Raw genomic sequence first — 23,419 nt, forward strand, 5'->3', positions numbered from 1 at the left:
TGGAAACGGCGTCGCCGCGCTCAAAGCCGATCGTGATGATCTCGGCTTCGTCAGGCGCGTCTTCCGGGCTGATCGTCCGCATATGGACGAATTCCGGCGCGGGCTCTGCCGGGTCTTCCAGAACCTTGCCCTCGGAGGAGGAGTGAAGCAGGTTTGCATCGACGGAGAAGGGGGCCTCGCCGCGCTTGTCCTTGGTGATCTCGATGCCGTGCTGCTCAGCGAAGGCGAGCAAATCCGTGCGGGATTTGAAATCCCAGTCGCGCCACGGAGCGATGACCTTGATGTCGGGGTTCAGGCCGTAATAGCCAAGCTCGAAGCGGACCTGGTCATTGCCCTTGCCGGTCGCGCCATGACAGACGGCGTCGGCGCCAACCATGTCGGCGATCTCGATCTGGCGTTTGGAGATCAGCGGCCGGGCAATCGAGGTGCCGAGCAGGTAGACGCCTTCATAGACGGCATTGGCGCGGAACATGGGGAAGACGAAGTCGCGGACGAATTCCTCGCGCACGTCTTCGATGAAGATGTTCTCCGGCTTCACCCCGGCGGCGAGCGCCTTGGCACGGGCTGGCTCCAGCTCCTCGCCCTGTCCGAGGTCTGCGGTGAAGGTGACGACTTCGGCGCCGAATTCCGTCTGCAGCCATTTCAGGATGATGGACGTGTCGAGGCCGCCGGAATAGGCGAGCACGACTTTTTTCGGAGCGGAAACGGACATGAATTTGTACCTTGTTCGGGGACCTGCTGATTGCGGGGATGCAATAGGAGGGAAAGCCCGTGCTGACAAGCGTTGCGCGGGGACCGGGCGTTCACGAGAGTCTCACAAGACTCTTTGGCGGAAGGGATAGTTTGATCCCGGTTAACGCGATATAGTCGGGCCGTTAAGGTTAAGGTAGGCAGCTGGGGGTTAGATAGGGTCATGCTTGAGACGCACATGACAGATCGGCGCGAGCCCGTTTCCGTACTTCCCGAAGCCCTTCGCCGTGCCGTCCTGGACTGCACGGATACGCGCGCCGATGCGCCGCGCCAGAGTGTGGCGGAGGCCTCTTTCCGCGACCGGCTTGAAGCGCGCCGCGCGGTGCGGACCCAGTCCACGCTGGCCATCACATCCGGCATTCATTATCCGACACTGAACGCAGGCCGTACTCGCTCCGCGCCGATGCGGGCGGCCAAGCCGAAACGGCCTGTGAATGCGGTCATCGAACCGCAGATGCGTGTCACGCCGATATTGATGCGGGCCGTGTCGTCCATGGGCGGCGCATTGCCTGCGATCACGCTGTCGAATGGTCTGACCCTCGGCGGCGGAGACGGCGATGATGCGTCCGGCATGGGCGCGCGCATGGCCAAGCTGTCGCAGATCATGTTTGCGGGTCTTGCCGTGCTCGGCTTTGCGGGCCTGTCTTTCATGGCGGCTGACAATGCGCTGAACGGCGCTGACGGGGCCGATGGCGACGAGGATGCTGCCGCCGCCGCTGAAACACATGCCGCGCTGAAAGCGGCAACCAGCCAGCGGATCACGTCCAGCCAGGCGTCTGCACTCGCGATGGCGAGCGCCTCCGCGCCCGCCGATGGCACGGCCCGGCCCTGGTTCGACTACAAAGCCATCGCCTCTGACATTGCCGCACGCAATGAAGTGCATAGTGAAGCCCAGCGCGTTGCCGCTGTGGCCGCCTCTGCTGAAGCAGAACGCCGCGCGGCTGCGGCCATTGCCGAGGCGGAAGCACAGCAGCTTGCAGAAGAACAGCGCCTTGCGCGCCTTGCCGAAGCGACACGGCTTGCAGATGCCACTGCCGAGAAGCGCCGCCTTGCCGAGGAAGAAGCCGCACGGGTGGCGCGCATGGAAGCGATCCGTCAGGCCAAACTGGACGCAGAGCAAGCTGCAGCTGCGCGCGCCGAGGCGACGCGTCTTGCCGAGTTGGAAGCGCGCCGCATCGCGCATGCCGAGACCGAAGCCCTGAGGCTCGCCAATATTGAAGCTGACCGTCTTGCCGAGGCGCGCCGGGTGGCTGCTGCGGAAGTGCAGGCGCTGCGCGCGCCGGTTCAGTATGTGTCGATGGCGAATGCGGTCAGCTTGCCGGTGGCGCCAACGCCGCAGGTCAAGCCGCTGGTCCGCACACCCAAGGCCAAGCCCGTGGCGACCTGGGCAGCGTATAGTGGCCCAATGCCAACCACGGCCTCGCTGAAACCGTCAAAGCCCCTTGTCCTGGTTGCGCAGACACCCGTGGAGCGCGCTGCGCCGCCCGCCCTCAAGCCCAATGGCGCGCATGTTCGCGCCTTTGACCGTCCGCAACCGGTTCAACAAGCCTCTCAAAAGGTCGAAGCCTTCATGGCCGAGCGGGTGCAGCGCACCGCTGATGCGCCCGTATCCGCGGCGGCCCTCGAAACCTTGCAGGCTGAATTCCTGTCCATCGTGAACTCCGCGCAGGATGGCGCGGTTTCCACGATTGCATTGCCAAAAGGCGGCCAGATCGAGATCACGGTCGAGCAGACCACCATGCGCGAAGCGAGCCGGCCTGTGCTGAAGACGGTGAATTATACGGTCAGCGAATATAATGCTGTGCAGCGTTCGGTGACGGCGCAGGTGGATCGCAGTGTTGCCCTGACGTGCCGGGATATTTCCTATGTCATTCCGGGCAAGGAGCGCGGGCGGTTCGCGGCATGTGAGTCGGGCAAGGGCGAGTGGCTGATCTCGCGGGCGAGCGAAGAGTCCAAATCAAGCATTTAGGCGTTTGGCCATGTCCTTGTGATGGCGCTTGGCGCGCTTGATCAGGTGTTTCTCGACCACGCGGAAATTCTTGCGGTGTGACCGGAAGAAGAAGTCGAATACGTCGCCCGCCAGTGGGACAGAGCCGAGGACCACGTCGACGACCAGATTCCAGATAATGTGTATGTGCGCCGTGATGGGTAGTTTCAGCCGGGCCGCGGTGCCAAGGGCATAAAGGCCAGCGGCGCCAGTGACGGCATCGCCTGCGACGGGGATAATACCGAGCAGGGAATCGAGACCAAACGGCACGCCGGCAATCCTGAAGCGCGTATCCATCAAATCCGAGAACCGGTCGAAGCCGGCGATCTCGTCGGCGACAGTGCGCCCATTGGGCAGGTGCAGCGATTCTGCTTCTTCCTGGCTGATCCGTGATGGCATGTCATTTGTCCCCTTATTCCAGTGTCACAGTGACCCAATATTGCGCCGCGCGTCAAAGCCTGTTGAATGGCGCGTATGGATGATACGCATGTCTACAAATTGCTGACCGACGACCAATGGCGTGCTGCCGAGGCCTCCGGGGTGACCAATGTGCCGCTGGACCGTGACGATGGTTATGTGCATCTGTCCACGGCGGCGCAGGTCGGCGAAACGGCGGACAAGTATTTCAAGGGTCTCAAGGACGTGCGGCTGGTCCGCTTTCCCGTGGACCGTTTGCCGCCACTCAAATGGGAAACGAGCCGGGGTGGGCAATTGTTCCCGCACCTCTACGGGCGGTTGCAGATTGCCAAGGCCGATGCGGTTTGGCGGCTTGCGCGTGCAGAGAGTGGCGCCCCGCTCATGCCAGAGGATTTCAATGATGAGCCTGACTGATCTTGGCGTTGCCGTAATCAAGCTGTTGCCGCCGGAAGCGGCGCACACAACAACGATCCGTCTTCTGAAGGAGCGCCTGGGCGTGCCGGTCAATCCGCCGGCAACCCATCCGACGCTCGCAGTTAAGCTGCCGAAATCAGGACTCGTCCTGTCCGGGCCGGTGGGTCTTGCCGCGGGATTCGACAAGAATTGCGACGTGCCGACCGCCATGTCGAAATTTGGCTTCGGCTCTGTAGAATGCGGGACCGTCACGCCGAAGCCCCAGGCGGGAAATCCGAAGCCGCGCCTGTTTCGCCTCAGCGCTGACAAGGCCGTCATCAACCGGATGGGGTTCAACAATGAAGGTCTCGACAATTTCGTCGCGAACCTCAAAGTGTATTCCGGTGCCGTGCCACTCGGCGCGAATGTCGGGGCGAACAAGGAGAGTGATGACCGCATCGCGGATTATGTGCGCGGTATCGAGTCCGTTGCGCCCCATGCGGACTATATCACGGTCAATATTTCTTCGCCCAACACTCCGGGCCTGCGCGGCTTGCAGGACAAGGCATCGCTCGAAGCTTTGCTGATGGCGTGCGGCGCGGCTGAGCGCGCCGGCAAGCCGGTCTTCCTGAAAGTGGCGCCCGATCTCGACCCGGAAGCCATTACAGATATCTGCGGCGTTGTGCGCGGACCGGGCGCATGGCTGGCCGGCCTGATCGTTTCCAACACGACGATTGCGCGACCGGACAGCCTGAAGAGTGCTGACAAGGGTGAGGCAGGGGGCCTATCTGGCGCGCCCCTCATGAATCCCTCCACGGACGTGCTGGCAAGTTTCGCGCGTGAACTGAAGGGTGAGTTTGATCTGATCGGGGCAGGCGGCATTGCCAGCGGCGCCGATGCCTATCGCAAGATTCGGGCAGGGGCCCATGCGGTCCAGCTTTATTCTGCGATGATCTATGAAGGGCCCGGTCTGGCCGAACAGATCAATCGCGAACTTGTCCGCCTGTTGCAGGCGGACGGTTTCACGACGTTGGCTGATGCGGTCGGGAAAGATCTCTGAACAGGCGCGGCACATAGGCGCCGAGGGCGGCCGCACGAAACACATACATTGTCAGAAAAGCTGCCCAGACACCGGTATTGCCCCAGGCCGGACGCAGCAGCATGTCAGCGCCGAGATAGAGCACAGCTGAGATGACTCCCGCATTCCGCAGGGCGCGGCCTTGGGTCGTGCCAAGGAAAAGCCCGTCCAGCTGCCACGCAGCGATGCCGAGCAGGGGGACAGCGGCGCACCACGGAAGATAGGCCAGCGTTGCGGCGCGCGCCTCTGGATCACGAATGAAGGTTTCGATCACCCAGCCGCCTCCGAAAAGATAAAGCAGCGAGATCGCTGCGCCGGAGACAAGGGCGAACTCTGTTGTCAGGCGCATGGCCCGGGCAAGCCGCTTGCCATCGCGCGCGCCATAGGCTTCACCAGCTTCTTTCTCCGCCACGAAGGCAAATCCGTCCAATACAAAGGCGGCGACGGTAATAAACTGGAGCAAGACTTCATTGCCGGCCGTCACCGCAGTGGAGATCAGCGTTCCGGAGCGGACAAACCAGGCAAAGCAGAAGACCAGCGCCAATGTGCGGATCATGATGTCGCGATTGGCCGCAAACAACGCGGTGAGCTTGTCCCGGTCCAGCAGGCGGGCATGGCCGCGGAAGGCAGGCGCGACAAGGATGAGGCCGAAGATCAGCGCGACCCATTCCGCGATGGCTGTGCCCGCACCAATCCCCGTCGGGCCCCAGTCAAGACCCGCGACGAACCATGCATCGAGCCCGGCATTGGTGCCATTCATCACGATCTGGAAGGCGAGCATCTGGCCGGTCTTTCCAGTGCCGAGCATCCAGCCGGTGACGGCGAGGCCCATCAGATATGCGGGCGCGCCCCAGATGCGCGCATTGAAATAGCCCTTGGCAAGGGACTCGACAGTCTGGGTCCCTTCGAAGGCCGCGAACGTGCCCAGTTTCAAAAGGGGAGAGAGCAGAAATAGGGCCACTCCGATCGCACCACCCAGCATGAGTGCGCGCAGGAGGATGGCGCGGGATTCGGCTGTGTCGTGCTGGCCATTGGCCTGCGCCGTCAGGCCTGTGGTTGACATGCGCAGAAAGCCGAAGCCCCAATAAATGAAACTGTAGGCCACAGCCGCGATGGCGACGGCAGCCAGATCCGCCTTGTCCCCGAACCGGCCCATGATGGCCGTATCAACGACGCCCGTCGTGGCGGTCGCGGCTTGCGCCAGAATGATCGGCACGGCGAGGGAAATCACTTTTCCGCGGGTCAGCATGACCGCCCGCTTAGCGTGATTGCCGGGTGGGGGCGAGGCCTATTCCGGGTGCAGCGCTGTATAGAGTTCACGCGCCTCAGGCAGCGCTATCAGGAGATAGAGCGGGAAGGCAGCGGTGATCAGGATCAATACAACAGGCACGAAGCGTGCGGCTTCGGGCAGGCGCAGCTCGTCCTGAATGGCCGACACGCATGTCAGCATCAGGCTTGCAAGCGCCAGCCCGGCAAGCGTGTCGCTCGGCCAGTGCGCACCAAGATAGATTCGAGAGACGGCAATCATGATGGCGAGCACACCAAAGGCCAAGGCGAGGAGACGGGCGGGAAGCTTGCGGAATACGGCCAGCGCGAGCAGGGCCAATGCGCCATAGATGAGCGCTGAATTGGTGGCATGCCCGCTCGGAAAGCTGAAGGATTCAACGCCGCCATAGAGATCGACTGTGGGTCGGGGACGGGCGATCGTCATCTTCAGAAATTTCACGATGAGCGGCATCAGTGTGAAGGCCGTGCCAAAGAGCAGGGCTTCGCGCCACGCCTTTGCAGCCAGCAGGGCCAACACGGTCGTGAAGGCCACGAAGACAAGAAAGCGAGTGTTCCCGAGCGCCGTGACGGAGAGCATCAGCAGGTTCAGTGTTTCGGTGCGAAGGGCGGGCACTGCGTCCGTGATGGCACGATCAAACGCCTCAAGCGGCCAGAGGCCGGCCTCGCCCAAGGCGAGACCGGCGAATACAAGCAGGCTGAGACTGGCGCACAGCCATTGCGTTCGGGAAAAATGCATGAGGCATGAATGCCTCACACATCATCCGGTTCCAAGCCCTAGCGGCGGTTCATCACCATCTGGAATATATCGTCCACGGCATTGCCGTCGCCATCTGCATCGAGAAGGCCGCCGAGCATACCCATCGCGCCGGTCTGGGCCTGAGCCTTGGATTGTCCTCCCAGAAGGCCGCCCAGCAATCCGCCGATACCGCCTTGCGCAGGTTGAGGCTGCTGGCCGCTCAACATGCCGGCAAGTGCGCCCGCCATGTCAGGCTTCTTGGTCTGCTTGGAAAGCGAGGCCATTGCCATGGACGCAACCATGGGCAGGACGGACTTCAGGACCTGTTCGCTGAGGCCGGTTTTCTGGGCAGCCTGCGCGGCGACCGCTCGGCTGGTGTCCTTAGACCCGAGCAGATGGCCGAGAATGGCATTGCCATCGGCGATGGCGTTCGGTTGAGCCAGAGATTCCGGCTGATCGAGATATTGCTCATGCTGGCCATTCTGCAGCGCGCCGAGCAGGGATTGGAGCCCGCCGGGCTGTTGGACATTACGCTGAAGACCACCGGCGATGGCTGGCAACAGGGCCTTGATGGCCGCTTGCGCCATGTCCGGCTGCAGGCCAGTCTGCTGCCCTACCTGTTGTACGGCAGCGCCATTATTCGTTTGTGTCAGCATGTCAAAAAGGTTGATCCCAGCCATTCCCATCTCCGTTCAGATTAACTTGGATCATGCGTAACAATCGATTGTTGAACGCAAGATGACTGGACCGGTGGGAATGTCAGCTGGGTTGAAAAGCGCAGTCTATACCGGGTCGCGGGCGCGGAAGATTTCTTCGTCCAGTTCGCCCTCCCATTTCGCCACCGCCGTCGCAACGGTGAGATCGCCCGTCACATTGGTGACGGTGCGCATCATGTCGAGGATGCGGTCGAACGGGAACAGGACGGCGATGACGACCACAATCTGTTCCGGCGTGGCCCCGATCACGCTGAGCGTAGTGGCGGCAAGGAACAGGCTGACTGAGGGAATACCGGCTGTGCCGATCGAGACGAGCGTCGCCATCAGGATGATGGTGAGATACATGCCCGCCGTCATCGGGGTGCCCATGGCCTGGGCCGCGAACAGGGCAATCACGCCCTGATAGAGTGCGGTGCCGTCCATGTTGATCGTCGCGCCGAGCGGCAGGACGGAAGAGGCGACCGGCTTGCCAATGCCCAGGTTTTCCCGCGCACAGGAAATCGTCATGGGCAGTGTGGCATTCGAGGAAGATGTCGAGAAGGCGACGGCCTGCGCGTCGACCGCGCCGCGGAAGAACGGGATCAGGGGCAGGCGCAAGCCGCCCCGAATGATCAGGCCATATGTGATCAAGATGTGCAGGATACAGGCGAGATAATGGGTGAGCGTCAGCTTGCCGAGGAAGACAAGAATGTCGAGGCCGCGCTCGCCAAGCACCCAGGCCATCAGGGCGAAGACGCCGAATGGTGCTGTTTCCATGACGATCAGCGTCAGCTTCATGACGGCTTCAGCCGCGCTGTTGATAACATTGGCGAGTGGCTTGCCGGCTTCGCCCGTCATCAGGATGCCGATGCCGAGCATGATGGCGAAGAAGATGATCTGCAGAACGTCGCCATTGGTCAGGGCTGCGACCGGATTGGTCGGGATGATGGAGAGCAGCGTATTCATCAGCTGTTCGCCGATGCTGCCCGGTTGCGGGTTTGCATCGAGCCGGGCTTTGGCCTCGGCAATGTCAGCCGCTGAGGCAATCGAGAGGTCAAAGCCCGCACCGGGCTGGATCAGCGTGCCCATGAGCAGGCCGAAACTGACAGCAATGACCGTGGTGCCCATATACATGAGCAGGGCGCGCCCGCCGAGGCTGCCGAGCTTTTTGGGATCGCCCATGGCCAGCACGCCGGACAGCAGCGTGGTGAAGATCAGCGGGACAACCAGCATCTTGATGAGGTTGATGAAGGCATCGCCAATAGGCTTGGCCCAGGTGGAGACATTGGCGCTGGCGGCTTCCGGGCCGAGCCCATAGCGAAGGCCAAGGCCGACGAGTGCGCCCAGAACCAGACCTGCGATCACCCGTTTCCAGAGATCAATGCCAAACCACCATTTCATAAGCTGCTCCTGCCCCGTCTGTAGCGCCCGACGGTACGGCGCGCTGCCGGGGAAGGCAATCGCGCCGTGCGCATTCCTGCAGCTTGCCAGTCGGATGATGAAAAGCCTATCAGGCAGGATGCAGTCTTCCCTGCCCTCCTTGCCGATTGATGATGTGCTGGCCGAAATCTGCGCGGGCCTGCGCGACCATGCGCGGCTTGTGCTCGCGGCGCCGCCCGGCGCAGGCAAGACGACGCGCGTGCCCCTGGCGCTGGCGGGCCTGCTCGGCGAAGCCCCCATCATTGAAGGCAAGATCATCATGCTGGAGCCACGGCGCATTGCGGCGCGCATGGCGGCGCAGCAAATGGCGAATTCGATTGGAGAGAAGCTCGGCCAGTCGGTCGGCCTGACGACAAGGGTGGACCGGAAAGTGTCTGCGGCGACGCGGGTGGAGGTGATTACGGATGGCCTGTTCACGCGGCGCATCCTTTCCGACCCGGAATTGGCAGGCGTCGGCGCGGTGATCTTTGACGAATTTCACGAGCGTAGGCTGAATTCGGATTTGGGACTGACGCTGGCGATGGAAGCCCAGGGCGCTTTGCGCGACGATCTGAGAATCCTGATCATGTCGGCCACGCTCGATACGGAAAAGGTATCCAGCGTGCTCGGCGCTCCGGTCGTGGAGAGTCAGGGGCGGCAATATCCCGTGGAGACGAAATATCTCGGCCGGTCGCAGGACCGGATCGAAGACCGTATGGCAGCTGCTGTGCGCAAGGCGCTGCGCGAAGAGGAGGGCTCGATCCTCGCCTTCCTGCCCGGCGCGCGGGAAATCCAGCGAACGGCCGAACAGCTAGAGACCGTGCTTGACAATGCGCGCGTTGCCCCTCTGTTCGGCGCATTGAGCCCGGCAGAGCAGGATGCGGCCGTGTCACCGGCGCCGGAAGGAATGCGCAAGATTGTGCTGGCGACGGATATTGCGGAGAGCGCGCTGACCATTGAAGGCGTGCGGATCGTGATCGATTCCGGCCTCTCGCGCGTGGCGGAAGAGGCCGCCGGCGGGCTGGGGACGCGTTTGTCCACCGTGAAGGCCTCGCGTGCGTCAGTTGATCAGCGTCGCGGCCGGGCGGGACGATTGTCGCCGGGTGTCTGTTATCGGTTATGGGATGAGGCGGCGACGCGGGGCTTGATGGCCGCGCCGGTTCCGGAAATTCTGAAAAGTGATCTCTCCGGGCTCGTTCTCACCCTCGCGGAATGGGGCGAGCGAGACGCAACGCGCCTGACCTGGATGGATGCGCCGCCTGCTGGACGGCTGAAGGCGGCGCAGGAACTGCTCTCGACGTTAGGTGCCATTGATGAAACGGGCGCGTTGACGGTGCTTGGCTCTGAAATGGCCCGCCTGCCCTTGCCACCCCGGCTGGGTGCCCTGGTGGCGAGCGCGCCGAACGCGGAAGCGCGCGCGCTGGCCGCGGAGATTGCCGCTCTTGCCGGGGAACGGGGCATGGGCGGAAATTCACCGGATCTGCGCCAACGGCTGGCCGGGTTCCGCCGCGATGGTTCGCCACGCGCCCGCAGCCTGAAGGCGCAGGCGAAAAGCTGGGGGAAGGGGGCTGCGCCGAGCGGGGATGTGGCGAAACTTCTGGCGCGCGCCTGGCCGGACCAGATTGCCCGCAAGCGCCCCGGCAGTGCAGGCAGCTACCTCATGGGGTCGGGCCGGGCGGCCATGCTGCCGGAGAGCGAAGCGCTGGCGAAACAGGACTGGCTGGTGATTGCAGACCTTGGCGGCGCAGCGAAAGAGGCGCGTATCTCGCTGGCCGCGCCGATTTCAGAGGCGGACGCGCTGGAAATTGGCGACATCGTCTCCGAAGACCGGGCGACCTTCGACCCGAAGACCGGAAAATTTGCCGCGCGGCGGGTGAAGGCGCTCGGCGCGATCATCCTGTCGGAAAGTCCGCTGCCAAAGCCGAGCCCGACTGTGGCAGCGCGCGCGATGCTCGAGGCAATTGCGGAAGAGGGCTTCGAAGCCATCGGCGCAGGCGATGTGGTGCGCGAAACACTGGCCCGGATTGCAATGCTTGAAACAGCCGGGTGCCTGGATAAAAGGGGTTGGAACACAGTGAAACTGGTTGAAACGGCAAACGACTGGTTGTTTCCCCTGTTGAAACGGAAAGGTGCGCAGGTGCCTGCGCCACATGCGGTGCGCGAAGACCTGATCGCCTCGCTCGACTGGCAGGTGCAGGAGGCGCTGCGCAAGGAGGCACCGCTCAGCCTGTCGCTGCCCTCCGGCCAGACGGCGCGGGTCGATTATCTCGATGATCGCGCGCCGCTCATATCTGCGCGGGCGCAGGCTTTTTATGGGTTGGGTGACCACCCGAAACTGGCTTCGGGGCGGGTGCCGGTAACCGTGGAAATGCTATCGCCGGGCATGAAGCCTGTCGCCACGACACAGGATCTCGGCCGGTTCTGGGGGGCGGGCTATCTGGACATGGCCAAGGACATGCGTGGACGCTATCCGAAGCATGACTGGCCGGCCGATCCCGCCTCCGCAAAGGCCCATGAAGGGCGCACAAAGAAAAGATTGTAAGGAACCGGGCGGGGGAGGTGGCGTTTCTGTTTGCATAGTCACTTATGGAGACGACGATGAAAATCGCCAGCCTGACAATGATTTCTGCCGCAATGGCAGCCCTGGCGGCCCAAGCAGAATTGCCCGCTCCGCCGCAGGAGCCGGTCACGTATGAAACGGCCCCCGCTGCCTGCGCTGTCGAGGAATTCACGATCTATTTCGAGCGGGGTGTTACCCAGCTTGGCGATCAGGCTGAAGCGGTTCTGGATGCTGTGGCTGCGGATTCAGCTCAGTGTGAATACTTCCGGATTGAAGTCGCCGGCCATGCAGATGCGACCGGTCCGGAAGACGTCAATCAGCGTGTTTCCGAGGACCGTGCCAAAGCTGTCATGGCTGCTCTGGAAGCCCGCCGGATTTCTGCTGAGCAGATTGGTGTCATGCCGAAAGGCGAGGCCAGCGCCTATGCGGCCAATGGCCTGGTCGAGCCGTTGAACCGGAAAGCGACGGTGCGCCTCGTTCCGGTCTCGGCAAGCTCGCGGGATTCCTAGAAGTTCCTAATGAGGGCGGCTCTCGGATGAGTCGCCCCATTCCATGCCCATATTCTTCTTCATCCAGTCTGCAAATGTTGCAGGCTTTTCGAGTGTCTTGGGGTCGAGTGTTCCGTAAGCGACGAGCGGACCATCGCGACCCTCAAGCCGGACGCCTTTGACGCGCTGTGTGCCTTCGGTCCAGTCGGCATGAGTGGAGGGATCGAGCAACAGCATGACCTGCTGGCCGCCTTTGCCCTCTTCATCCCGGCCAAAGACCAGGCCGTATACTTTCTCCCGACCGAACAGCCCATGGCTGGATGCCTGGCGTTTGCCGTCCAGCAGGACTTCATCCCAGAGCAGGTTCCGTCGCCATTGAAGGACGTGCATCTGCTCATCTTTCACGATCTTGATATCAACATGGTGCAGGGACAGGCGAACGATCTCGGCGTGCATGGCTAATCTCCAAATTATCGAAAAACGATAATGTCAATTATGCGCAGCGTCAAGGCGTCTCGAATGGGCAGGGGGATTGGTAGGTTACTGCCGCGTCGGTGCCCGGATGGCGGAAGATCAACTCGGTCGCGTGCAAGTGCAGCCGGGAGGTCATGTACAAGGCATCATCATGGGCATAGAGGTCATCGCCCAGGATTGGATGCCCCAGCGCGGCAAGATGGACGCGGAGCTGGTGAGTTCGACCGGTGAGGGGTGTCAGCTGAACCCGTGCAGCTTGTGCGTGGCGCGTCAGGACCTGAAATCTGGTCTGGCTCGGCTTTCCTGTTTCATGGTCCACTTTCTGGCGAGGCCGGTTGGGCCAGTCATTCATAAGCGGCAAGTCAATCAGGCCGGCATCCTCGACGGGCGGCTGCCAAACATCGGCGAGGTAGGTCTTGTGCACACGACCTTGTTCAAATTCAGCGGACAATGCGCGCTGCACATGCTTGGATCTGGCAAACAGCAACAAGCCACTCGTCGACATGTCCAGGCGGTGGACGGTCAGCGCGTCGGGATAGGTTTGCTGGATACGTGTGCGCGCGCAGTCGGCCTTGTCCGGACCACGCCCTGGAACAGAGAGCAGTTCGGCCGGTTTGTCCGCGACGATCAGCCAGTCATCGACATGAAGGATCGTCGGCATTTCGGCCGGGGGTGTGTAGGGGGATGTCAAACCAATCCTGCTCCGTTGGAACCAGACCCCCACACATACGTTTGCAGGGGGACGCCTTCGCTCTGGGGGCTGACTGATAAAGGAGTTATGGAAATGAAAAAGCCACTTATTGCAATTCTGTTCGGTCTTGGCGCATTCGGTCTCGCAGCCTGCGACACCAATGAGGGCCCTGCTGAAGAACTCGGTGAAGAAATTGACGACGCTGCAGACGAACTCGAAGACGAAACCAACTAGTCCGGTTTCTCTCGACAAAGAAAAGCCAGCCTTTCGGGGCTGGCTTTTTTTACTGGGCTGTTTTGGGCGGGCGTTTCTAGCTGGAGCGCGCAGATGCGGCTGTTAACTCGGCTTTCTGGTGATTGATGTTCTTGGCTTCCGCAAAACTCTTCGCATCCAAATCCATCACGTCGACGATTTCGCGCGTGGTCGGGTTAAAGAGCGCGATGCGGTGGCCGAATCGCACGGTCTGGAGGTTCGGCTTTTTCAGGGAACCCTCGAGAATGATTGGAAACTCAGCACTCGTCGCAGGGACCTTTACAGGCAGTATCATGCCGGGAACGATGGAATCTTCCAGCGGCGATGCGCTAAGGCAGATGCCACGTTTCTCAATGCCAATCTCGCAGTCGCGCCCCTGAAGGGAGAAGTCGCGATCATAGATGGCAAAGTCGGCTTCCTGAAAATGATCCACCGGCGTCACGTCAGGCCGGGGCAGGCTCGGCTGTAGCACAACAGCCAGTCCTGCAGCGGCCGCAGCGCCTGTTGAAAATAAAGTAGAAACAATGGTTTCGGGGGTCATGGTGTCCATCCAGCTATCTGGTGGACCAATGCATTCACCCCGGCTTGGTTCCAGCAAATGTGTCGGGACGTGTCATTCGTGCGGCGCAAGTGTGAGGCGGAAGACCGAGCCCGCGGGACCAGTTTCAGCCAGGACCAATTCGCCGCCCATGGCTCGCGCCAGCTCTCTAGCGATGACAAGCCCAAGTCCGCTGCCCGTTTGCCGGGTCGTTCCGGCAAACGGGGTGAACAGGTTCGCTGCGGCCTTCTCCGGCATGCCAGGACCCGTGTCGGAAAAGACGATTTCATTGGTCTCTAAGCTGACGAAGATGCGGGAAGGGTCAGACCCGGCCGCTGACATGGCTTCGGCGGCATTTCGGAGCAGGTTTGCGGCGATGCGATGCAGGTGGTCAGGATCGGCCATCACATGTTCCAGCATATGAACATTGTTGACGAACTCGACCGATGGCCAGGCGGCGAGCGCTTCGTCGGCGGCCTCATCGAGCGCCTGTCGCAATTCAACCTGCTCCAGTTCTGCCGGCTGGGGCGTCGCCTTGCCATAGTCCAGCGTTTCGGTTGCCAGTGTGATTGCGCGGGTGAGCGCGCGCTCGAGTCGGGGGGCAGCCTTCTGTACACGCACGTCGTCCGAGCGGGCCAGGGAATCCGAAACCAGCTGGGCTGATGCCAGTGAGTTGCGGAGATCATGGTTGATCTTGGCCACTGCGGTGCCAAGTTCGGCCAAGTGAGAGCGCTGCCGGAAGCTTTCAGCCACGGCGCTCTCCATGTCGGCCAGCGCATTCTGGGCCCTGCCGATTTCGTCGCGCCGTTTGGTGTGAGGCAGGCGACGGGTCCATGAGCCGGGATCCATCCTGAATTGTTCGACGCTCAGCGTAACCCGCTGCATGGGACGCACGACGAGGAGGTGGAGCAAGACATAGATGATCGTGGCGGCGGCAAGTGCGATCAGCAGGGAAAGAGCGGCAATGCGGCGTGCATAGGCCAACAGCGCGGATTTCATCGGTGCGTGCGGCATCAGAACTTCGATGACCCGGTCTTCGTTCACGCCCTGCGCGGTGACGACGAGCACACGGTCATCCGGTGCGAAGAACGCGCCAAACGTATTGGCGACGCGGTTCGTGGATGTTGCCTCTCGCAGGTCGAGCATATGCATGTCGCCATCCAGAGGCATTTGGGCTGGCAATAGCTGGAAACGCATGTCGTCTTCCATTTCGGTGACGGCCCAGACTTCGGCATATTTGAGGAGCTCTGCCGACAATTCTTCGGAAACCGATCGGTCCGGCGCAGCTTCGAGGGCGAGGGATGCGATCCGGGCGGCTTGAACGCGTTCGGTCAGCCAGCTCGTGCGGAACCCAGATGCGCTTGGCACAAAGATGAAGGCTTCGACCACCAGAATGGCGAGTATGGTCAGACCAAACAATCGAAATGAGAGGCTGTCGAACCAGCGCGCCCCGGCGCGGGTTTTCGTCAGAGCCGGCGGGGGCAGGTCGGCGGTGTCGTTCACACCGCCTGAACTAGCCTAGGGGATACGTTGGAGCAAGCCGACGAGTCGCTTTGCGCTCTTTCCGAACACAACATCGGCATAGTGCGCATTGGCAGCGCGTTTCACCCCTTCGGCCCGGGTAGGGTAAGGAGAGATGAAATTGGTCAGTTCCTTCACGCCAAGTCCATTGGACATGGCCACAGAAACCAGTTGAAGCAAGTCTCCGGCATCCTTGCCGACGATTGACGCACCGAGCAGTTTGCCCTTGCGCACAATCAGTTTCACTTCGCCTTCTGTGTCAGCTTCGGCAATGGCGCGGTCGCTCTCCTCGAATTGGAAGCTCGGTGTCGTGATATCGTCTCCATGCTTTTCGCGTGCTTCGGCTTCTGTCAGACCCAGCTGGGCGACTTCCGGCGATGTGTAGGTGACGGCGGGCACCGGCAGGCTGTCTGCTTTTGTCCGCTGCTTGAAGAAGGCGCGGCGGGCAAAAACCGAGGCGTGCCAGCCAGCGATATGCGTGAATTGTTCGCGGCCGGCGGCATCGCCCAGCGCCCAGACCCGGCGGTTTGAGGCTGACCGTAAATTGTCGCCGACAATAATGCCCTTTCGGTCATGATCGACGTCGCCCTTGTCGAGATCCATGCCGTCAAAAACGGTCTGGCGACCGACGGCGACGAGCAGGTGTGATCCCTCGACCGTCCAGGCCTCGCCGTCCTTTGGCTCTGTCTGGACGCGGATGGTCTTTCCGTCCTGTTCAACCTTCGTAGCCTTGTAACCTTCCAGAAGAGTGACGCCTTCGGCGCGCAGGGCTTCGATGGCGATCTCGGCGTGGGCACGGTCGGATCGACCGAGTGCCTTGCCCATCTCGATCACGGTGACCTTGGCACCGAGCCGGACAAAGGCTTGCGCCATTTCCATCCCGATTGGACCGCCGCCGAGGATGACAAGGTGTTCGGGAAAGTCCGGCAGGTCGAAAATGGTTTCATTGGTCAGATAGGGTGTGTTGGCGAGTCCTTCGATTGGCGGAATGAAGGCACGAGACCCTGTGGCGATGATGATGCGCCGGGCCTTTACCCGCGTGGTCGGGGAGATGATGGTGTCTGAGCTGGCAAACTTTGCATGTTCGCGGATAACCGTGCAGCCAAGGCCTTCAAATCGTTCCTGACTATCGACCGGCGCAATGGTCGCGATGGACGTGCGCACGTGCAGCTTCACCTTTTCCCAATCGATTCTTGGCGGTGTGGTCTCGATACCGAACTTGCCAGCCTCGCGCACATGGGCGGCGGCCTTGGCAGCGCTGAGCAGGGCTTTCGACGGGACACAGCCGGAATTCAGGCAATCACCTCCCATCTCGCCTTTTTCATACAGCACGACCGAGAGCCCGAACTGGGCTGCACCAGCCGCAGCCGACAGGCCAGCAGACCCAGCGCCGATAACGACAAGATCGGCTTTCATCTCGCGCATCGGGGCGGCGCCCGGCGAATGCGGCGCAGGGGAGGTCGCGACCTTGTCTGGATCCGCCGATCCGGCGAGCGGTGCACGGGCATTTTGGTCGGCATTGTCGGACATCAGGCAGCCTCTTCAATCTGGTTGGCCTTCTTGGGAAAGAACTTCTTCCACGCGACGGGTAACAGGGACACAACGCCCAGGGCGATCGCGGCGGGAAGCAGGTTCTGGAAAACGGAGGCAAGATCGGGATCTTCGCCCTTGGCGAAGGTCGCGCCGAGCCCTGCGCCGACCCATGTATAGGCGATCACACCCGGTATGATGCCGAGCGCCGTCGTGATGGCATAATCACGATACTTGGCGCCGAGGATGGCAGGCAGGATATTGGCGACAGGGAACGGCATGGCTGGAATGAAGCGCATGGCGAACATGTAGGCCATGGGGCTGTTCTGGAATTCGGTCCGGACCTTGTCGGCATAGCCGCTTGCGATCTTCCGCATGAAGCTGCCCAGCGAAGTCTTTGCTGCCAGGAAGAGCAGGCTGGCGCCGAGGGTTGCGCCCACCACGGTGGCGAGCGTGCCGCCGGCGAGGCCGAACAGGAAGCCCCCACTGATTGTGATCCACAGTGCGCCGGGCAGCATGAAGACTGTGCTGGCTGCATAGACGCCCACATAGGCGGCAATGGCCAGGATCAGGTTGTCTTCAACGAACGCGCGTAGCGAGGCCTGCTGCTGGCGCAGTGTCTCAAGCGAAAGATAGTCGAACAGGCCGAAGAACCATGCGGCGATCAGGCCACCCGCAATCAGGTAGAGGGGCCACAGGCGCAACCAGAGCGGGCGCGAAGCGTGTTGGGTTTCTTCGGTCATTTGGCAGGGTCCATCCGGGTATCATTGAGCGACCAGTCATAGGTGTAGCCGCGGATTTTGGGCGTAGCGCGGATATTCTCGGCGAGCGCAGGCTCGGCATAATGAAGCAGGTGTTTGATAACGCCATCTTTCGATCCGCCGAAGTCGGCCTCAAACCATTTGTAGATAGACGATACAGTAAGGCCGCGGTTTCCGACCGTTACACCACGAGGGTGATTGATGTAAGCACGCGCAGCGGCGTCGAGGTCTGCATCAAGTGTGTTCGCCGTCCAGGCGCGAGTGAGCAGGTTCGGGCAGCCATAAGAGGCGCAATTGATGGCATAATGGACGCGCGGGTCCCCGAAGCGGGGGCGCAAGATGTCGTGCTCAATGGCATCGAGCGAGACTTCGCGGCCGCCAGCCATTACGGTCACTTTCTTCCAGGGCCCCCCGAACAGGAGACCGTCGCGGATCGAATCCAGCGGGTACTTCTCCGCGATGTAGCGAACCGTCACAGCATTGTAGAGATTGGCCCATGCAGCGAAGGTGACATCGTCCGTGCCTGTCAGGTCACGCGCCTCAAAGCTGGCAATATAAGTGTCGAGCGTCGCGCGGTCGGCAGTACTGGCAGAAAGCGCGGCATAGTCCACGCGGTTCACGCCGTCCGTGCTTTCATGGACATAGGTTTCAAGAAGCTGGGTCCATGCGTCATTTCCCTGCGCCACACCGGGCAGGGCGAGGCAGCCGGCCAGAGCCAGGGCAACGAGCGGGCGAACAAGAAAGTGGAGATCAGGCATAAGCATCGGGTCTGAAGTATGGGGCGAAAGATGCCCCCGCATAGCCTGATGCCCAGGAAAGATCGCGTCACGACTGCGTGCGCTGGGCTAACACCCTCGTGAGGGGGATGTCAGCGACTGCCTGCGCTGGCGTGCGCGTCCAGCTCCATCCAGTCCCGGAAGGGTAGGTTGTAGACCATATCCATGACCTCGAACCCTATCCCATTGGGGCGGCGAGAGCTCGAGTTCCAGAGGATAACGACTCCGGTGTCGCGGTCCGGATCGAACAGGATGTAAGATCGGTAGCCTTCTACCGCGCCGCGATGGCCAACCACCCGGTCGCCCGCCTCTCCGTATTTGTAGACGCGCCAGCCAAGCGCGTAGCGGGCATCCCGGACTGTACCCCGATAGCGTCGGGACATGCCCGATTGTTCGCGTCGCGTGTAAATGCGCGGCGTCTGGAGCAGTTCGAGGGCGGAATCACTGAGGATATCCGGCAGCAATCCCATATGCGCCCGGGCATAGAGCGCAAGATCGCGGATCGAACCGTTCACGCCGCCGGCCGCAGGGACATTGTAATAATCGTCATTCACGATCTTCTTGCGCGGCGGGCCGGGCGCGCGGCTGTTCTTTGAATGCGGACGGGCCCAGGACCGGGAGTTTTCAAGCCCGGCGCGGCCGATGCTGGCCGTTACCATGCCGATGGGTTTGAATATTGAGGTCTCTACGGCATCGGCATAGCGCGACTGGGTCACGTCCTCGATCACTTCGGCGATGCTGTCATAGGCAACATTCTGATAGGTGTGACAGTCACCAATCGGACAGATGGGCTTCAGCGATTTCAGGCTGTTGCGAATCTCGGCTGGGTCCCAACCATCTTCCAGCCGCGTATCATAGGCATTTGGCAGGATACCCAATCGGTGCGAAAGCACATCTTCGAGCGTCGCCGTGGTTTCACCGCCATTGGGAAGTCGCAGCGTGGTTGCGTATTTCGATACCGGGTCGGTAATGTTCAGGCGCGCTTCGGTCGCAAGGATTGCGACTTCGGTCGCGGCCACGCCTTTGGACAAGGATGCCCAACGAAATACCGTCTCGTCCGTAACGGGCTCTCCGCCCGACTGGGTGATGCCATACCCTTTGGCAAAGGCGACCTCGCCCCGGTCGATCACGGCAACGGAGAGGCCGACAATGTCTTCATCGGCGGCGAGCCGGGTCAGCCGGGCATCCAGACGGTCATAGTCTATGAACTGTGCGTGCGCTGTGATGGGAAGCGCGATCATGGCCAACAGGCACGGGATGGCAAAGCGTGGAAACCGCATTGGACCTCTTCGAACTCTTTTGCCCAGCCTCAGCGTGCAGAGTTCACAAGACTCTCTGGCCATGTAAAGAGTCTTGGGCGCGGAGAGACAGATTTATTCGGTTCTGGCTGTCGGTTCGGCTTGACTTCGAACCTCTGCTGCCTGTATTGGCCCCTCTTTCCGAGATTCTTAGCTTTCAGAGCAGACCCATGAAACGCACTTTCCAGCCAAGCAACCTTCGCCGCAGCCGCACCCATGGTTTCCGCGAGCGCATGTCGACTAAAAACGGCCGCAAGGTGCTGGCACGTCGCCGCGCCAAGGGCCGCAAGTCACTGTCCGCTTAAGGCGGCAGGCCACGGACCGTCTCACGCAGGCGGCAACAGGCCATGACCAGCAAAACAGATAAAACCGAATTTGAGGTCGCCCGTCTTCGCGTGCGACCTCAATTTCTTTATGTGCGTCACGGAAAAACCGAGCGGCGCAAAGCCCTTTTGGTGCAGGCGCGACGCCGTAAGGGGGCCAGTCCGGGCGCGCATGCCGGCGCTGGATTTACCGCCACCAAGAAGATCGGGAATGCGGTCATTCGCAACCGGGCGAAACGGCGCTTGCGCGAAGCGGCGCGTGTTCTCTTGCCGCAGCATGGAAAACCGGGGTGGGATTATGTCTTCATTGCACGTATGGACACCGCTGACATTGCGTGGCCGCGTTTGCTTGACGATATGGAAAGCGCGCTGATAAGCCTCGCCGCTGATTAACCCCTGCCGCCGATTCCGGCGTGCTCAAAAGATTTGCCGGGATCCCGCCAGATGGAAAAACCTGACCAGCGCAATTTTCTGATCGCCATGGTCGCGATGATCGCGTTCGTTTTTGCCTACCAGGCCTTCATCATGAAGCCCGCCCAGGAAGAATTCGAAGCCAATCAGGCCGTGCGCGAGGCCGAGCAGCAAACCGGCCCGACAGTGGCCTCTGATGCGCCGGCGATTGCTGAAATCAAGCCGGTCGAGGAAGCGCTGCAGGATGATGCCCGCGTGCCGTTTGATGCCGCCTCTGTGGATGGGTCGATCCGCCTTGCTGGCTCGCGTATCGACGATCTCAGCCTGAAAAAGCACTACCTCACTGTCGACAAGGAACAGGAAGTTCGCCTGTTTCGTCCGGAAAACACCGAGTTTGGATATTTCGCCACCTGGTATTGGGCGGATGGATCGAAATTGGTCGCAGGACGCAATTCGCCCTGGAGCCAAGTCGGGGAAGGGCAGCTGACGCCCGGCAATCCGTTGATGCTGCGGCTCGAGACAGAAGGCCTTGTCATCGACCGGGTGATCTCTGTTGATGAGGACTATCTCTTCACCTTCACGGATACGGTCACCAATAATTCCGGCGAAGCGCGCCAGCTTCGCGCGATTGGCTCGATCGAGCGGCATGGGGATTACAAGGAATTCCTTGAGACAACCGATCCGGGCTCCTCGGCCAAGAACGGCCTTGCACATATGGGTCTGATGGGCGTCGTGAACGGCGAACTGCGCCTGAAGAAATACAAGCCCTTGTTCCAGTTGAAGGACATCAAGGGCGAGACCAGTGAAGGCACGTTCCCATCTGACCAGGGCGGTTGGTGGGGCCTGTCGGACATGTATTGGCTGGGCGCGCTCGTGCCCCAACAGGACCAGTTCTTTGCGGGCCTTGTTGACAAGCGCAAGCTGTCACGTGGCCAGCCGCTGGAAGTGCGCACGGAATCCGCGCCACTGACGATTGCGCCCGGCGAAAGCCAGACCATGGCCAACAGCCTTTATGCCGGTGCGAAACGGTTTGAAGTGCTGCAACAGTATCAGAACGAACTGGGTATTCCCCGAATGGTGGATGCCATCGACTGGGGCTGGGCCTTCTTCCTGACCAAGCCCTTCTTCTATGCGCTGGAATGGCTGTCCGGCATTGTGGGCTCGTTTGGCTGGGCGATTCTGGCCTTCACGGTTCTGATCAAGCTCCCGCTCGTGCCGCTCTACAATCAGAGCTACAAGTCCATGGCGAAAATGAAGAAGCTGCAAGAGCCGATGCAGGAAATCCGCGAGCGCTTCAAAGCCGATCCGCAGCGCCAGCAGCAGGAAGTCATGAAGCTGTATAAACAGGAAGGCGCGAACCCGGTCGGCGGCTGTTTGCCGATCCTGTTCACGATCCCGATTTTCTATGCGCTCTACAAGACGCTCTACGTGACCATCGAGATGCGCCATGCCTCTTTCGGCTTCCTGAAGGATTTGTCGGCACCTGATCCCACGGCCATCGGCAACCTGTTTGGTCTCATCCCGTGGTGGTCAGCCGCGGACATCAAGGCGATTCCGATCATTGGCATCATCATTGGTATTGGTATCCTGCCAATTCTCTATGGTGTGACCATGGCGGCTATCCAGACGCTCAGCCCGCCACCCCCAGACCCGACACAGCGCCGGATCATTCAGGCCATGCCGCTGGTCTTCATGTTCGTGTTCGGCGGATTTGCGGCAGGCCTCGTCATGTACTGGGTATGGTCAAACCTGCTCTCCTTCGCGCAGCAATATTTCATCATGCGGCGGAACGGTGTCGACACCGAGATTGGCAAATTTGTCAGCCGACTTGTGCGCGGCAAGAAGAAAGCGGCGGACTAGTCTGATGGAAACCGGAGACGCCTTCAGTGAAGACGCGCTAGAAGCGGGCCGCGTCCTGTTCGCCGGGTCGGTCGTGTTTGTCAAAGGCGTGGTGGACCTGAAAGGCCTGCCCACAGCGGATCGTCCGGAAGTCTGCTTTGCGGGCCGGTCCAATGTCGGCAAGTCATCCCTCATCAATGCGCTGACCAATCGCGCCAAGCTGGCGCGGTCTTCGGCTGAGCCGGGCCGCACGCGCGAGATCAATTATTTTGACCTCGGCGAAGGCCGCATGTTCCTCGTCGACCTGCCGGGCTTTGGCTATGCCAAGGTCAGCCGCACGCAGGCCGAGGGCTGGATGCGGCTGACGCGCTCGTATCTTCGGGGCCGTCCATCATTGCGCCGGGTCTTCCTGCTGGTCGATTCTCGCCGGGGCCTGATGGACACTGACGAGGAGGTTATGACCATGCTCGACAAGTCGGCGGTCACCTATCAGATCGTCCTGACCAAGGTCGACAAGATGCAGAAGTCCGAAGTCGAAAAGCTCGTTGAAGAGATCGCCGGCAAGCTGAAGAAACGCGGCGCGGCGCATCCAGTTGTTCGCCAGACTTCGTCTGAGAAGGGGTGGGGCATCCCCGAACTTCGCGCCGAAATCGCCGGACTGGAATAGCGCCACGAATTGAGATTACATGAGCGCCGGAGAATAATCTGGAGCCGTGCATTCATGCCAATCGAGATCAAAGTTGATGACGTGACCAGCCCTGCCATGCTGGCCCTTCTCCAGACGCACGCGAATTTGATGTTGGCATTATCCCCTCCGGGCAGTTGCCACTTCCTGCCTGCGGAAGGATTGCGGGCACCGGACGTGACAGTCTGGTCAATGTGGGACGAGGAAGTTCTCGTTGGGTGCGGGGCACTGAAGGAGTTGCCAGGCGGTGTGGGCGAAGTGAAATCCATGCATACGCGTTCGGACCTGCGCGGGCAGGGGCATGGCCGCCGCATGCTGGAACACATCATGGCCGAAGCAGAGCAGCGCAACTATTCGGCGCTGTATCTGGAAACCGGGTCCATGGTCGGATTCCTGCCAGCACGGCGCATCTATGAGGCGTATGGCTTTGTCTATTGTTCGCCATTTGGTGACTACACGCTTGATCCGAACAGCGTGTACATGCATCGGGCCCTCTAGAATTCGAGTTTG

At 61.1% G+C, this 23,419-nt stretch carries 25 protein-coding genes; 11 read left to right on the forward strand and 14 right to left on the reverse strand.

The features are described from left to right. Positions 1–712 (reverse strand): argininosuccinate synthase (locus tag B2P82_RS11110; RefSeq protein WP_290497058.1); only part of this gene is annotated, 712 nt, incomplete at its 3' end. 216 nt (positions 713–928) lie between these two features. Here B2P82_RS11110 and B2P82_RS11115 point away from each other — a divergent pair. Continuing rightward, positions 929–2,719 (forward strand): hypothetical protein, encoded by a 1,791-nt coding sequence (locus B2P82_RS11115; RefSeq protein WP_290497059.1) that lies wholly within the window; start codon positions 929–931, stop codon positions 2,717–2,719. Here B2P82_RS11115 and B2P82_RS11120 read toward each other — a convergent pair. Further along, on the reverse strand, positions 2,708–3,136 hold the full coding sequence (locus B2P82_RS11120) for a DUF4112 domain-containing protein (protein WP_290497060.1): 429 nt from the start codon (positions 3,134–3,136) through the stop codon (positions 2,708–2,710). The genes B2P82_RS11115 and B2P82_RS11120 overlap by 12 nt on opposite strands. A gap of 66 nt (positions 3,137–3,202) precedes the next feature. Between B2P82_RS11120 and B2P82_RS11125 the strand changes: the two genes are divergently transcribed. Further along, positions 3,203–3,568 carry a DUF952 domain-containing protein gene (locus B2P82_RS11125; protein ID WP_290497061.1) on the forward strand — a complete coding sequence of 122 codons (366 nt, stop codon included), beginning with the start codon at positions 3,203–3,205 and terminating at the stop codon, positions 3,566–3,568. Beyond that, a complete protein-coding gene (locus B2P82_RS11130) occupies positions 3,555–4,607 on the forward strand; it encodes a quinone-dependent dihydroorotate dehydrogenase (protein ID WP_349679747.1) in 1,053 nt (350 codons plus the stop codon). Before B2P82_RS11125 ends, B2P82_RS11130 begins: the two co-directional genes overlap by 14 nt. Here the strand turns inward: B2P82_RS11130 and B2P82_RS11135 are convergent. The 4 genes from B2P82_RS11135 to B2P82_RS11150 all read right to left on the reverse strand — a co-directional run bounded on the left by B2P82_RS11135 (position 4,570) and on the right by B2P82_RS11150 (position 8,744). After that, positions 4,570–5,874 (reverse strand): MATE family efflux transporter, encoded by a 1,305-nt coding sequence (locus B2P82_RS11135; RefSeq protein ID WP_290497063.1) that lies wholly within the window; start codon positions 5,872–5,874, stop codon positions 4,570–4,572. The genes B2P82_RS11130 and B2P82_RS11135 overlap by 38 nt on opposite strands. A gap of 39 nt (positions 5,875–5,913) precedes the next feature. Beyond that, the gene (locus B2P82_RS11140; RefSeq protein ID WP_290497064.1) at positions 5,914–6,648 is read right to left on the reverse strand and encodes a phosphatase PAP2 family protein; all 735 of its coding nucleotides are present in this window, start codon (positions 6,646–6,648) and stop codon (positions 5,914–5,916) included. A 38-nt stretch (positions 6,649–6,686) separates the two neighbouring features. Beyond that, positions 6,687–7,328: a DUF937 domain-containing protein gene (locus B2P82_RS11145; RefSeq protein WP_206991886.1), complete on the reverse strand. Its 642-nt coding sequence runs from the start codon at positions 7,326–7,328 to the stop codon at positions 6,687–6,689. 102 nt (positions 7,329–7,430) lie between these two features. Beyond that, the gene (locus B2P82_RS11150) at positions 7,431–8,744 is read right to left on the reverse strand and encodes a dicarboxylate/amino acid:cation symporter (RefSeq protein ID WP_290480382.1); all 1,314 of its coding nucleotides are present in this window, start codon (positions 8,742–8,744) and stop codon (positions 7,431–7,433) included. A gap of 118 nt (positions 8,745–8,862) precedes the next feature. On the opposite strand from B2P82_RS11150, the gene hrpB reads away from it, so the two are divergent. Both hrpB and B2P82_RS11160 read left to right on the forward strand, forming a co-directional pair. Beyond that, positions 8,863–11,304 carry an ATP-dependent helicase HrpB gene (gene hrpB / locus B2P82_RS11155; protein ID WP_290497065.1) on the forward strand — a complete coding sequence of 814 codons (2,442 nt, stop codon included), beginning with the start codon at positions 8,863–8,865 and terminating at the stop codon, positions 11,302–11,304. 56 nt (positions 11,305–11,360) lie between these two features. Beyond that, positions 11,361–11,831, forward strand: a complete 471-nt coding sequence (locus tag B2P82_RS11160) for an OmpA family protein (RefSeq protein ID WP_198019833.1) — start codon at positions 11,361–11,363, stop codon at positions 11,829–11,831. A gap of 6 nt (positions 11,832–11,837) precedes the next feature. Here B2P82_RS11160 and B2P82_RS11165 read toward each other — a convergent pair whose 3' ends face one another. Next, positions 11,838–12,266 carry a hypothetical protein gene (locus B2P82_RS11165; protein WP_034817515.1) on the reverse strand — a complete coding sequence of 143 codons (429 nt, stop codon included), beginning with the start codon at positions 12,264–12,266 and terminating at the stop codon, positions 11,838–11,840. A gap of 49 nt (positions 12,267–12,315) precedes the next feature. After that, a complete protein-coding gene (locus tag B2P82_RS11170) occupies positions 12,316–12,975 on the reverse strand; it encodes a pseudouridine synthase (RefSeq protein WP_034817518.1) in 660 nt (219 codons plus the stop codon). A gap of 93 nt (positions 12,976–13,068) precedes the next feature. Here B2P82_RS11170 and B2P82_RS11175 point away from each other — a divergent pair, with 93 nt between their 5' ends. Continuing rightward, positions 13,069–13,209: a hypothetical protein gene (locus tag B2P82_RS11175; protein ID WP_198019834.1), complete on the forward strand. Its 141-nt coding sequence runs from the start codon at positions 13,069–13,071 to the stop codon at positions 13,207–13,209. A 76-nt stretch (positions 13,210–13,285) separates the two neighbouring features. On the opposite strand, the gene B2P82_RS11180 is transcribed toward B2P82_RS11175, so the two are convergent. From B2P82_RS11180 to B2P82_RS11205, 6 genes are all read right to left on the reverse strand, one after another. Beyond that, a complete protein-coding gene (locus B2P82_RS11180) occupies positions 13,286–13,768 on the reverse strand; it encodes a hypothetical protein (RefSeq protein WP_290485348.1) in 483 nt (160 codons plus the stop codon). A gap of 72 nt (positions 13,769–13,840) precedes the next feature. Then, positions 13,841–15,268, reverse strand: coding sequence for a sensor histidine kinase (locus tag B2P82_RS11185; protein WP_290480387.1), 1,428 nt, complete (start codon positions 15,266–15,268; stop codon positions 13,841–13,843). Between the two features lie 15 nt (positions 15,269–15,283). Continuing rightward, entirely contained in the window at positions 15,284–16,816 is a 1,533-nt protein-coding gene (locus B2P82_RS11190) for a dihydrolipoyl dehydrogenase family protein (protein ID WP_290497066.1), read from the reverse strand. Next, positions 16,816–17,559, reverse strand: coding sequence for a TVP38/TMEM64 family protein (locus B2P82_RS11195; protein ID WP_206991893.1), 744 nt, complete (start codon positions 17,557–17,559; stop codon positions 16,816–16,818). Before B2P82_RS11195 ends, B2P82_RS11190 begins: the two co-directional genes overlap by 1 nt. Beyond that, positions 17,556–18,335 (reverse strand): DUF547 domain-containing protein, encoded by a 780-nt coding sequence (locus B2P82_RS11200; protein WP_290497067.1) that lies wholly within the window; start codon positions 18,333–18,335, stop codon positions 17,556–17,558. The genes B2P82_RS11195 and B2P82_RS11200 overlap by 4 nt, the downstream gene beginning before the upstream one ends. A gap of 110 nt (positions 18,336–18,445) precedes the next feature. After that, on the reverse strand, positions 18,446–19,633 hold the full coding sequence (locus B2P82_RS11205; protein ID WP_290497068.1) for a serine hydrolase domain-containing protein: 1,188 nt from the start codon (positions 19,631–19,633) through the stop codon (positions 18,446–18,448). Between the two features lie 188 nt (positions 19,634–19,821). Here B2P82_RS11205 and rpmH point away from each other — a divergent pair, with 188 nt between their 5' ends. Genes rpmH through B2P82_RS11230 form a run of 5 tightly spaced genes read left to right on the forward strand, consistent with a single transcriptional unit; the run spans position 19,822 to position 23,407 of the window. After that, positions 19,822–19,956 (forward strand): 50S ribosomal protein L34, encoded by a 135-nt coding sequence (gene rpmH / locus B2P82_RS11210; RefSeq protein WP_034817532.1) that lies wholly within the window; start codon positions 19,822–19,824, stop codon positions 19,954–19,956. A 42-nt stretch (positions 19,957–19,998) separates the two neighbouring features. Beyond that, a complete protein-coding gene (gene rnpA / locus B2P82_RS11215; protein WP_206991896.1) occupies positions 19,999–20,367 on the forward strand; it encodes a ribonuclease P protein component in 369 nt (122 codons plus the stop codon). A gap of 51 nt (positions 20,368–20,418) precedes the next feature. Beyond that, on the forward strand, positions 20,419–22,245 hold the full coding sequence (gene yidC / locus B2P82_RS11220) for a membrane protein insertase YidC (protein WP_290497069.1): 1,827 nt from the start codon (positions 20,419–20,421) through the stop codon (positions 22,243–22,245). Positions 22,246–22,249: 4 nt separating this feature from the next. Continuing rightward, positions 22,250–22,891, forward strand: coding sequence for a ribosome biogenesis GTP-binding protein YihA/YsxC (gene yihA, locus B2P82_RS11225; protein ID WP_206991898.1), 642 nt, complete (start codon positions 22,250–22,252; stop codon positions 22,889–22,891). Positions 22,892–22,945: 54 nt separating this feature from the next. After that, positions 22,946–23,407, forward strand: coding sequence for a GNAT family N-acetyltransferase (locus tag B2P82_RS11230; protein ID WP_198019835.1), 462 nt, complete (start codon positions 22,946–22,948; stop codon positions 23,405–23,407). Positions 23,408–23,419: the final 12 nt, after the last annotated feature.

Origin of the sequence: Hyphomonas sp. UBA4494, assembly GCF_002388935.1 — a bacterium.
Classification (GTDB): domain Bacteria; phylum Pseudomonadota; class Alphaproteobacteria; order Caulobacterales; family Hyphomonadaceae; genus Hyphomonas.